Here is an 8,688-nt window from a genome sequence, read left to right on the forward strand (position 1 = left end):
CAGGCGCTATCCGAAATTGACGCTGGTAGACGCCAGTGGCGGGCACGGGCTCGATGCCGAGACTGAGGAGCGAGTGCGAAGAGTGGTCGGTAGAAAAAGAGAAATTGCGGCGGTGTATTCAATGGGCGGCGGGAATGTCGCGATACTGCGTGTCCTGCATGCGATGGGAAAAGCGCCAAAGTGCTTCATCGCGCATGACCTCGACAGGGACAACATTCGCCTGCTGCGAGACGGGCGGATCAACGCGGTATTGCATCATGACCTGCGGCAGGACCTGAGGAACGCCTGCCACCAGATCATGCATTTCCACAAAATGCTGCCTGTATCGGCCATTGGCGATTCATCGTCTGTAGTTGTCGTCACCCCGCTCAACATTCCGCAATATATAGACCGTCGTTTTGGCAAAATCGGCCAGGAATAGTCTATTTGGCATGCCCGTTCCGGTGACAGCTCGATGGCCGCCAATAATCTTGGTACGCCAACGCACAGACCCCGTGAGGTTTCCTGAATAACCTGATCTGCAATCGTAGCGTTCCGACTGGATGCGGCCTCTGGGCCAAGCTGACAGTTCGCTGCCGCTGCGGTCGTGCAGTAGCGATGGCCTGATCTGCCGGTGCACATCATTGTCGCCAGAGACTGATCAAATCTGGATGGCTGCTCACAATCATGTGCGTAGTTCTGGTTAGTCAAAAAAAGGAAATCATCATGAAATACTTGACACAGTTTGCCGCAGTATTGGCGACGCTTACACTGGCCGGTTGTTTTACCTTGCCTACAGGTCCGGCCGGGCCGCAAGGCGCGACCGGATATACCGGAGCGACTGGTAGCACCGGATATACGGGGGCGCCCGGCCGCGCCGGAGCTACTGGCGGCACCGGCGCGACCGGAGACACCGGAGCGACTGGCGGTACTGGCGCGACAGGCGATACCGGGGCTACCGGATATACAGGCGCAACCGGCAGCACCGGTGCAAGAGGGAGTACCGGCGCTAAAGGAAGCACTGAAGCCGGGACCGTTGTAGTTATACCGGCTCGTTAAGACAGCTGGCGGCGAATCCTTGCTGATACGTAAGGGTTCGCCAAAAAGGAATGTGCATTCGGAGTGGAAAGAATTTATCTGCCTGTGCTTTACATGACGAGGCCGTGCGGAAGATTCGGGGTCAAGAGACCCTGATGCGCTTGCCATTGCAGCTGGCCCTGATCGCCTTGCTGCACCAGTACAGTGATCTTTCCTGTTGCGGCTCGCAGCCGGTCAGCAGGCACATGGCCGTGACGCCCAGGATGTAAAGCTTGAACCACCAGGCCATCTTGAATTCGATCAGGTCCGCAGACATGGCGGTTTCTCCTTTCAGCGCTTATGTGAATTTCCTGATGCTGATGCGATTGATGACTCTGCCGACCCCCGCTACACGTTTCACCACCTCTATGCTGCGATCGATCTGAGCCCGGCTGTCAGCGAAGCCGCTCAGCATGACTGCGTCTTTTTGCGTCCGGATTCTTATATCAAGATTGTCGATGCCGTCACTCGCCATCAAGGCTGTTTTGATTTTGGCCGTGAGTTCGGCGCCGGCAGGTGCTGCCTTGATCGCGGAGAGTGGCGCGACGACAGGCATGCTTTGTGCGTTATTGCAGCCGCACAGGAAAGCCGGCAGCGCGCACAGAGCCATTGTGGCCAGGAAAGGATTTACGAGCGTATTCATGGTTTGCCAATCCGAAAGTAGGGAAATTCCAATATATGCACCGGACTTTGCCTGCTTTACCCGTTCCCTTTCTGTTCGTTATCGTACGTAGGCAACAATAATCCTGCAATCCGGATAATTTGGAAGATGCAGCCTGCTTGTGGATACATCGAGCAGAAATTTTATGCAATGTGGGATAGCGAACGGATCAGGGGAGAAATAAGTTTTATAAGATATTTCATCGGGAAGGCGATACGGAAGCTGTCCGATAGCATCCGCTATGCCGTGCTGGCTCAATGTTCGCAAAAGGGAGGATGGTCATGGATAAATACATTTTGGGATGGATTCTGGGTGCGCCGATGGCGTTGCTGATAGCGCTCTATTTTTTTGTGCACTAGCCGATTGCCTGGATAAGCGCTAATCGTCTTCTGATAAAAGGGAATCGGCATGGGAATGCAATGGATGAACGGGTGGGCGAGAAAATACGCCGTGACGCCGGAAAAACTGGCAGCAGGCGAATTGCGCGATGCGCGTCTTTCCCTATTCCAGGCGGAAAGGCTGTTGCTGGAAGCGGGAATGCGCGTCGACTACCATCGCAGCGTCCTGGTTTTCCTTGAGGCCATCGCCATTGACGGCGTGGAAAGCGTGGCTGACAGGCAAAGGCCGCAACAGCTGGCCCCGCCGCAACGTCCTCTTGTGCTGCATCAGATATTGCAAGAAGAACCAGCCGATGCGAGAAGAGCCGTGTGAGCCGGAAAGATGATTGGAAAAACCATGGTTACGTTTCTGAAGCGTTCCGTCCGTCCAAGCCTTGTCGCTGCGTGTTTCCTGCTTGTCTCTTTGTCCGGCTGCAACAAGACAAAAGACATGACCGGAAATCCTCCGTCTGCTGCTGCCAGCACTGCGGTTGACGATTCGATTATCACAGCCAAGGTGAAAGCTGGATTGCTGCATAGCGGCGATCTCAAGCACCTTGACCTGCAAGTCCAGACCCAGAACCACGAAGTGACATTGAGCGGTTTCGCCGACAACCGGGCCCAGGTCGATACCAGCATCGTGGTGACCAAGGCGGTCGACAGGGTAACCAACGTGGTCAATCACATCATTATCAAGAAATGAATCTTGCGTGTAATCGATGATCACTGCATTTTCGGCCCGGTTTTCTGTTCCGTTGCCTGTACCTCGAGTTTCATGCACGCTGGCTGCGCCGGCATGAACCTTGGATTCACGCTAACCACCTGCACCGGCTTGCCGGCCAGCGCGTTGAGCGCCTGTTCCAGCTGCCAATCCTTGGCGGTTCCGAATTCCTTTTGCGGCAACGCCGCGCTGTTGGCCGGGTCCAGCTTGGCAAGCGCACGCCGGTCGCGCAGGCGCTGGCGCTCCTTGCGCACATCGGCGAAGGGATCGGGCGCCGGTTTGTTGGCGTAGGCTGCGCGCGGGATATCGACTTCGCGATAACCGAGCAGCACGCCATCCATGTCGGCGTCTTTGCGCGGCGGCACGATCCAGTCAGGCACCACGCCATAACCTTCCATCGGACAACCGTTCGGCCGCAAGTTGCGTGCATTGCTCCAGACGACGTAAGTGCCGTCGCGTGTGCCGACGCCGGTTTGCGCCATGCCCTTGCCATAGGTCGGCGTGCCCAGCAGCCTGGCGCGGCCGAGATCTTTCAGCGCGGCGGCGGTGGCTTCGGCGGCCGAGGCGCTTTGGCCGTCGACCAGCGCGATGAGCGGCACGCTGCGCCACCAGTCGTCGCCTTGCAGCGGCGCCAGCGGATCTTGGCCCTGCATCACCGGCAGGTCATAATCCGGCCAGTTGGTGGTGATGCGATGCTGGATCTTGTCGTCGCGCTGCAGCGTCACCATTGCGGTCTTGTCGCGGCCGGTGAACAGCGCCGTAATGCCGATCGCCGCATTGAGCGCGCCGCCGCCGTTGATCCGTAAATCGAGGATCACCGCCGTGGCCGGCGGCCCTTTTTTACGCTCGGCTTGCACCACGTCTATGTAATCGCCGATGGTGGGCTCAGGAAAACTGGCCAGCCGGGTATACAGCACATTGCCGTCGAGTCGCCTGACACTTGCCGGCCGCGGCTTGATGATGGCGCGCAGCGGGGAAAATTCCAAGCGTTGCTGCGAAGCGCCGCGCAGCAGCGTCAGCTTGAGCGGCGCGCCGGCTTCGCCGTTGGCGTACTTGGCGATTTCGGTATTGTCGATGCCCACCATGCTGTTGCCGTCCATCGCCACCACCAGGTCGCCGGTAAGCACCCCGGCTTGCGCGGCGGGCGCGTCGGGCACCACATCGATAATATGCAAGCCGTCCGGCAAGGTTTCGAAAATGATGCCGATGCCGGGCGTGCCGTTGCGCGTGCGCTGGTCTTTTTTTATCTGCTCTTGCTGTTCCTGCGCATTGAGGAAGCGGGCGTAGGGCAGTGTCTTGACGCCGAGGCGGATGGTTTCGTCGAGGAAAGCCGGGACGTCGATCTCCGTCAGATGTTCTTTCTTGAGCACGTCCACCACCGACTTGAGTTCGCAGATCTGCGCTTCCCAGTCGGGCGGACAGGGCGAGGCTTCGGCTGCGTGGGCAGGTGAGCAAAGGCCGGATGCCAGCAACACAAAGGGCGCCAGCAAGCGGGCGCTCAAGGGCCGATGCCGGCAGCGCGCATGGTCGTGCATGGGCGGGCTGGCGGAATTCGTTTCGGCTCTGGTCGCGCTGTGCATTTTTCTTCCGTCGGGCAGGTGAGGAGCATGGAAATTGGAGTCTACCAGCCATCGTCCTGAAAGCGATTTGCGCTTGGACAGAAAAGCATCAAAAAAAACTTGCATCCGGATAATTCGTGTTGCATACTGGGTTTCACGCACAGGCTATCGTGCGTGTCCAGAAAATGTTTGATGGTAGATACTTGAGTAGATTCATTCGCGGCGTAGTCACTTTGCAGATAGCACGGGATTACGCGAATCTCCTCAAGTATCAGTCATTGCAAAGCTCGCTTCGGCGGGCTTTTTTTATGTGATGTGCGAAGCAGGGCAGGTGTGCGCCATGTCCGGAAAAACGCCGGCGGCCTGCTCCCGATAAATCCCACCATGCCGCCTGCCATCCGCCATCCTGTAAACGAACCGCATCGCAACCACGGCCTGGACACGCTGCGCGCGGCGGCGATCATGCTGGTATTCATGTACCACTACATGGCGTTTGTCAGCGGCTCAGCCACATTCGGCTGGGCCAGCAAGGTGGGCTGGACTGGGGTCGATCTGTTCTTTGTGCTCAGCGGATACCTCATCAGCAACCAGATCTTTGCCGGCGTCGCCCGCGGGCAGCGGCTTTCGCTCAGGCATTTCTACACCAGGAGATTCCTGCGGACGCTGCCCAATTTCTACTTTGTGCTGGCGCTTTATTTCTTGTTTCCCGTGGTAATGGGTGGAAATACGCCGCCGCTGTGGCGCTTCCTCACATTCACGCAGAACCTGTGGCTGCAGCCGGGAACCGCTTTTTCCCACGCCTGGTCGCTGTGCATAGAGGAACAGTTTTATCTCGTGCTGCCGGCCGCCGTCATCCTCGCCGCCAGGTATGGCAAGTCGATCCGGCTGGCCTGGGCCGCCCTCGGCCTGCTGATGCTGGCCGGGATCGCGCTGCGCAGTCTATTGTGGCTGCAGTATGGGCGGGAAGCGGGCGGTGCGGTCGGTGGTTATTACCCGAATGTCTACTACTCGAGCTTTTGCCGCTTTGATGAATTCCTGCCGGGCATCGCTGTCGCCATCCTGAAGAATTTTCACCGCGATCTCTGGCAAAAGATCCTGCGCTGGGGCCACTTGTCCTTGTTTTCCGGCGGCCTGGCGGTGGCGCTGCTTTTCTACCTGGCCGTCAATTATTACTATATCGAAGGCTACGGCTACGGGTTCTTCATGAGCGGATTCGGCTATTCGCTGATTGCCGTCGCCTTCGCGCTGCTGGTGGTCGCCGCGCTCAGTCCGTGCAGTTACCTGTATCGCTGGCGGATACCGGGCGCTGCCCAGCTGGCCGCATGGTCTTACGCCATCTATCTGATGCACAAGCCGCTCGCGATGATCGCCCACCCGATCCTGAAACGCGCCGGTATTGACCCGGCGATCGAAGTTGCCCTGATCGCCTTGATCAGCATCTTAGGCGGATACCTGCTGTATCGATTGGTCGAAACGCCTTTCATGAAGCTGCGCGATGCGCGTTTCCCCAGCAATTTTGCCGCCGGCGCCGCGCCCTCGCAAACAGAGCTCCCCGCTTACACGAAGTAGCCGGCTCAGGCTGCCGTGCCGTTTCCTATGTGCTTGTAGAAGACGGTCGTGGCGCACAAGCGGCCATCCGGCCATAGCGCATAGTCGGGAATCACGCCGGACACCTGCCATCCCAGCCGTTTGTACAGCTGCTCCGCCGGGCTGCCGGTGACCGTATCGAGCACCAGCAAGCGTTTGCCGGCGAGCGCCGCGGCATGTTCCGCCGCCGTCACCAGCGCCGCTCCCAAACCGGCGCGGCGCGCCTTGCGGTGGACCAGCAGTTTCGCCACATCGGCGCGATGCGGCTGGTTTTCCGGCTGGCTCAGCACCACCTGCACCGTGCCGAGAATCGCACCATCCTGGTCCTGGGCCACCAGCAGCAAACGTTCGCCGGCGGCTACGCCGGGAGCGACGCCATTCCAGAATTTGTCCGCACGGGTACGCGTCAAGGGATGCATGAAGCTGACCGAGGCGCCGCCGTCGACGCAATCGATCAGGATCTCGCTCAGTGCGTTAATCGCTGCCGCATCAAGCGAGTCCAGGCGATGGATGTGTATGTTGTCTTGCATGCCGGTTCCTTATTGGCGCGCGTTGTCCGTGCTGCTGACGACGGCGTAACGCGCAGGTTTGCGATGGGGGTTGTGATAAGCGACCGGAGTGTCCAGCTGGAACGCCAGGCAGTCGCCGGCTTCGAGCGCATACTGCGCGGCGCCGACGGCGATATTCATCTTGCCCTCCAGGATCCATACCTGCTGGTAGACCAAGGCTTCGCGCGCAGCAGTTTCGTAAGTGACCCGGGCGCCGGCCGGAAACAGCACTTCCACGATCCGCAGCGGCGATTGCGGGTCCGGCGGCGAGATATTGCGGCGCACGTAGCCCGATTGCGGATCGCGCCATTGCGGCTGGTCGGCATGGCGGATGAGGGGAGCGGTTTGCGGCTGCGGATCTTCGAACAGGGCGGGCAGCATCACGCCGAGCCCGGTCGCCAGTTTTTCCAGGACCACCGCGGTGGCGTTGCTTTGCCCTCTCTCGATCAGGGAAATCATGGAACGGCTGACGCTGCACCTGGTGGCCAGCGCATCGAGCGACAGGCCGCGCTCCTGGCGCAAGAAGCTGACGCGGGCGGCGATGCGGGCGTTGATGTCCATGGGATGCGATTCCTCGGTTTCTACAATAATAGATTTATTATCCATTATATTGGATAACGAGGTCAATCCCATAATCTGTAGTGCCACCGGGCCGGCGAGCTTGGCAGGGCAGCGATTCAATGTATTATTCTCGTGGGACAGGGGGCGACGGGCCTGTCCAGGAAACAGCCATCGCCACGCGGTGTGCTGCACCGCGCAAAAAAACTATCAAGAGATCGCTCCAATACGATGCCGACACGATGCCAATAAGCGCCACGATCGAAGGTATTTACCGCAGCGAATCACGTCGCGTGTTCGCCACGCTGATCCGCCTGCTGGGCGACTTCGACCTGGCCGAGGAAGCCTTGCAAGATGCGTTCAAGGCCGCGATGGAGCAATGGCCGCGCGACGGCATCCCCGACAAGCCTGTGCCGTGGCTGGTGTCGGCCGGGCGTTTCAAGGCCATCGACGGCATACGCCGCCGCGCCAGGTTCACCGCCTACGACGAGGTGGCGGAATCGATCGAGGCGATCGCCGACGACAGCCAGGCCCCGGACGATGACCGCGAGCATGTCGAGGACGATCGCCTGCGCCTGATCTTCACCTGCTGCCATCCCTCGCTGGCGCCGGATGCGCAGATTGCGCTCACCTTGCGCGAAGTCTGCGGCCTGAGCACGGAAGAGATCGCCCATGCCTTCCTGACCCCGGCGCCGACGCTGGCGCAGCGCATCGTGCGCGCCAAGGCGAAAATCCGCGATGCCCGCATCCCGTACCAGGTCCCCGGCCGCGACGAATTGCCGGCGCGCCTGCACACGGTGCTGCGCGTCATTTACCTGGTGTTCAACGAAGGCTATTCCGCCTCCTCGGGCGAGACGCTGACGCGCCACGACCTGTCGCAGGAAGCGATCCGCCTCACCCGGCTGCTGCTGGAACTGCTGCCGGAGCCGGAGGTCATGAGCTTGCTGGCGCTGATGCTGCTGCATGAATCGCGCCGCATAGCACGCAGCACGACGGCCGGCGACCTGGTGCCGCTGGACGAGCAGGACCGCACTTTGTGGAACGCAGAATATATCGCCGAGGGTTCGGCGCTGGTGGAGCGCGCCTTGTCATCCGGGCGTTTCGGCACATACGGCCTGCAGGCCGCCATTTCCGCCGTGCATGCCGACGCCCGCCAGGCCGACGCCACCGACTGGGCGCAGATCGTCGGCCTGTACGACGCCTTGCTGCGGCTGGAGCCTACGCCGGTGATTGAATTGAACCGCGCGGTGGCGGTCGCCATGCACCAGGGGCCGGATGCCGGGCTGGTTTTGGTGGATGGCCTGATTGCCGGCGGCCAGTTGCAAAATTACCATCTGGCGCACGCCGCGCAGGCCGACCTGCACCGGCGCCTGGGCCATGTTGCGGAAGCGCGCGCCGCTTACGGGCGGGCGCTGGCCTTGACCCAGCAAGAGCCGGAGCGGCGCTTCCTGCATCGGCGGCTGGTCGGCCTGGCTGAACAATAAAAATATCTGGAGTGCTGTCGATTCCGCTGCCTGCGGTTCGACTATTCAGTGTAAGTGCCTATGAACCGACGCCGGCGGCGCGCTGCGCCACCGGCAGCCACCCACCATCCTCGTCATTGACTGGAGACCATCATGAA

General features: G+C 60.2%; 9 protein-coding genes and 1 pseudogene. 5 read left to right on the top strand and 5 right to left on the bottom strand.

Annotation, left to right across the window (positions count from 1 at the left end):
- Positions 1-421, top strand: a pseudogene (locus tag JWQ61_RS18940) (DNA-binding protein); the annotation flags it as partial.
- A 738-nt stretch (positions 422-1,159) separates the two neighbouring features.
- Here the strand turns inward: JWQ61_RS18940 and JWQ61_RS18945 are convergent.
- Together JWQ61_RS18945 and JWQ61_RS18950 are read right to left on the bottom strand one after the other, a co-directional pair.
- Complete coding sequence (locus JWQ61_RS18945; RefSeq protein WP_304361863.1) at positions 1,160-1,333, bottom strand: hypothetical protein; 174 nt, start codon at positions 1,331-1,333, stop codon at positions 1,160-1,162.
- A 21-nt stretch (positions 1,334-1,354) separates the two neighbouring features.
- The gene (locus JWQ61_RS18950) at positions 1,355-1,699 is read right to left on the bottom strand and encodes a BON domain-containing protein (protein ID WP_304361864.1); all 345 of its coding nucleotides are present in this window, start codon (positions 1,697-1,699) and stop codon (positions 1,355-1,357) included.
- A 426-nt stretch (positions 1,700-2,125) separates the two neighbouring features.
- Here JWQ61_RS18950 and JWQ61_RS18955 point away from each other — a divergent pair, with 426 nt between their 5' ends.
- Together JWQ61_RS18955 and JWQ61_RS18960 are read left to right on the top strand one after the other, a co-directional pair.
- Entirely contained in the window at positions 2,126-2,428 is a 303-nt protein-coding gene (locus tag JWQ61_RS18955) for a hypothetical protein (protein ID WP_304361865.1), read from the top strand.
- Between the two features lie 117 nt (positions 2,429-2,545).
- Positions 2,546-2,797, top strand: coding sequence for a BON domain-containing protein (locus JWQ61_RS18960; protein WP_304361866.1), 252 nt, complete (start codon positions 2,546-2,548; stop codon positions 2,795-2,797).
- 20 nt (positions 2,798-2,817) lie between these two features.
- On the opposite strand, the gene JWQ61_RS18965 is transcribed toward JWQ61_RS18960, so the two are convergent.
- Entirely contained in the window at positions 2,818-4,395 is a 1,578-nt protein-coding gene (locus JWQ61_RS18965; RefSeq protein ID WP_304361867.1) for a S41 family peptidase, read from the bottom strand.
- 363 nt (positions 4,396-4,758) lie between these two features.
- Between JWQ61_RS18965 and JWQ61_RS18970 the strand changes: the two genes are divergently transcribed.
- A complete protein-coding gene (locus JWQ61_RS18970) occupies positions 4,759-5,943 on the top strand; it encodes an acyltransferase (protein WP_304361868.1) in 1,185 nt (394 codons plus the stop codon).
- Between the two features lie 5 nt (positions 5,944-5,948).
- Here the strand turns inward: JWQ61_RS18970 and JWQ61_RS18975 are convergent, their stop codons facing one another.
- Together JWQ61_RS18975 and JWQ61_RS18980 are read right to left on the bottom strand one after the other, a co-directional pair.
- Positions 5,949-6,491, bottom strand: a complete 543-nt coding sequence (locus JWQ61_RS18975; RefSeq protein ID WP_304361869.1) for a GNAT family N-acetyltransferase — start codon at positions 6,489-6,491, stop codon at positions 5,949-5,951.
- A gap of 9 nt (positions 6,492-6,500) precedes the next feature.
- Entirely contained in the window at positions 6,501-7,070 is a 570-nt protein-coding gene (locus tag JWQ61_RS18980) for a helix-turn-helix domain-containing protein (RefSeq protein WP_304361870.1), read from the bottom strand.
- Between the two features lie 239 nt (positions 7,071-7,309).
- Here JWQ61_RS18980 and JWQ61_RS18985 point away from each other — a divergent pair, with 239 nt between their 5' ends.
- Positions 7,310-8,551, top strand: coding sequence for an RNA polymerase sigma factor (locus tag JWQ61_RS18985; RefSeq protein WP_304361871.1), 1,242 nt, complete (start codon positions 7,310-7,312; stop codon positions 8,549-8,551).
- Positions 8,552-8,688: the final 137 nt, after the last annotated feature.

Source organism: Collimonas fungivorans, assembly GCF_028292705.1.
GTDB classification, from domain to species: domain Bacteria; phylum Pseudomonadota; class Gammaproteobacteria; order Burkholderiales; family Burkholderiaceae_D; genus Collimonas; species Collimonas fungivorans_B.

Excerpts from the sequence above, each read along its gene's own strand:
- JWQ61_RS18980 (WP_304361870.1), bottom strand. The coding sequence starts at position 7,070 with ATGGACATCAACGCCCGCATCGCCGCCCGCGTCAGCTTCTTGCGCCAG.
- JWQ61_RS18960 (WP_304361866.1), top strand. The coding sequence starts at position 2,546 with ATGACCGGAAATCCTCCGTCTGCTGCTGCCAGCACTGCGGTTGACGAT.
- JWQ61_RS18975 (WP_304361869.1), bottom strand. The coding sequence starts at position 6,491 with ATGCAAGACAACATACACATCCATCGCCTGGACTCGCTTGATGCGGCA.
- JWQ61_RS18945 (WP_304361863.1), bottom strand. The coding sequence starts at position 1,333 with ATGTCTGCGGACCTGATCGAATTCAAGATGGCCTGGTGGTTCAAGCTT.
- JWQ61_RS18985 (WP_304361871.1), top strand. The coding sequence starts at position 7,310 with ATGCCAATAAGCGCCACGATCGAAGGTATTTACCGCAGCGAATCACGT.
- JWQ61_RS18970 (WP_304361868.1), top strand. The coding sequence starts at position 4,759 with ATGCCGCCTGCCATCCGCCATCCTGTAAACGAACCGCATCGCAACCAC.
- JWQ61_RS18950 (WP_304361864.1), bottom strand. The coding sequence starts at position 1,699 with ATGAATACGCTCGTAAATCCTTTCCTGGCCACAATGGCTCTGTGCGCG.
- JWQ61_RS18955 (WP_304361865.1), top strand. The coding sequence starts at position 2,126 with ATGGGAATGCAATGGATGAACGGGTGGGCGAGAAAATACGCCGTGACG.
- JWQ61_RS18965 (WP_304361867.1), bottom strand. The coding sequence starts at position 4,395 with ATGCACAGCGCGACCAGAGCCGAAACGAATTCCGCCAGCCCGCCCATG.